Here is a 1552-nt window from a genome sequence, read left to right on the forward strand (position 1 = left end):
TACTTCTCGTGGTGCCAGATATGGATTGTTTAGGTTTGATTGCCAAAGACCATCGATTATATGGCCATTAATAGGTGTTGTGCTTTCCATAGCAAAGTCTCTAAATGATACTTTTAAATCTACTTTATCATTAAAATAGATAATATCAACTAAAATGATAATATTTTTTCGAAAAAAACGTAGTGTGTAAGCACGCACTACAGGTTAAGAGGAGAATTTATCTATGAAGGGGCTATCTGTTTTCGATGTAGTCAGCTAAAGCCTTAAGAATTGTTAAGTCTGCAGGAATAAGTTTGTTTTTAGCGATAAGGTCTGTATAAGTATTAATGACTTTCATTTGTTCTTGAAGGAAGGTTGGAGTTTGACTTGATGGCTCTAGCTGAGCAACTGACGTATTTGTCTTACTATCATTCTCATCTAACAACCAAAGCATATCAACTTTCAAGATTTCACAAAGTTTTTCAAGCTTGTCACGTCTGGGGTAGGCTCGGCCTTCTATGGATTTATGCTCCCATTTGCTTACAGTTGCTGTAGTAACATCGCAGTGCTTAGCGATCTCTCCTTGAGTTAAATCTAGCTCTTTTCTTCGAGCTTTTAATTTAGTCCAAAGTTTACTTAGTTGGCGTGAGTCAACTTTTGCTTTAACTTTAATGAAGTCATCTTCTTCTAAGTTAGCAATGGCTGAAATTATAGGTGACTGGTTGTTATCTCCAGTATAAAACCAATTGGGCTCTACCTGTAAAATTTCGCTAAGCTTCTGTATATTGTCCTGCCTGGGAAAGGCCTGCCTATCAGTCTCCTTGGCTTCCCATTGAGATACTGATGCTACTGTGACACCACAGTAATCAGCTACTTCTTTTTGAGTTAGATCAAGCTCGCGTCGGCGTGCTCTTAGTTTTTTCCAAAGATTAGCCATAAAAAATCAACTTATAAGTTGACAAAATATCGTTTAGCCATAATTATATTAAAAAAGCCGATACCCCATGAGAGTATTGGTTGATATGTTAACCTCTAAAAGGCACAAACACCAGTGCTAAGGGGTCTTTGCGCCTAAATTCAAAGGTATATGTAAAGGGAGACAAAAACACATACCCCGAATAGACATTAGCGTTTATGTGAGAAAACTTTACCTCAAGTTTAATTTAACGTCACTTAGCTTAACTTTACTGTAAGTTCATACAGCTAATGTTCTGATAAGGAGTATCTAATATCATTTCGTTATATTTTATCTAATTAACACGCTGCATTTTGAGCGTTTAACTTTCCTTGAAGTTGTTACACTCAATCAATACAGGAGGTATTGTTTAGTGAAAAGTACTTAAACTGATTCCCACTTAACTCATTTATTTTCAAATGCTCTAGTACCTGCTTTGTGGCACTAGTGGGTTAAGCTATCTTTTCATGCTTAAAAATTAAGATTCTTATTTTTGTAGATAAAAAAAAGCTGCCAGATTCTTGGAGGAAAAAGGCAGCTTATTAACACTAGAAGAGTAATTAGTATGGATGAATCTCACGATAAATACAATGGTTACGTTCGATTTGATAATCAATT

The 1552-nt window shown here is 35.5% G+C and carries 1 protein-coding gene; it reads right to left on the minus strand.

Annotated features, from left to right (window positions below; translation table 11 throughout):
* Positions 1 to 232: 232 nt before the first annotated feature.
* Positions 233 to 916: a helix-turn-helix domain-containing protein gene (locus F607_RS0126935; RefSeq protein ID WP_027710457.1), complete on the minus strand. Its 684-nt coding sequence runs from the start codon at positions 914 to 916 to the stop codon at positions 233 to 235.
* Positions 917 to 1552: the final 636 nt, after the last annotated feature.

This window comes from Zooshikella ganghwensis DSM 15267 (genome assembly GCF_000428585.1).
GTDB lineage: Bacteria > Pseudomonadota > Gammaproteobacteria > Pseudomonadales > Zooshikellaceae > Zooshikella > Zooshikella ganghwensis.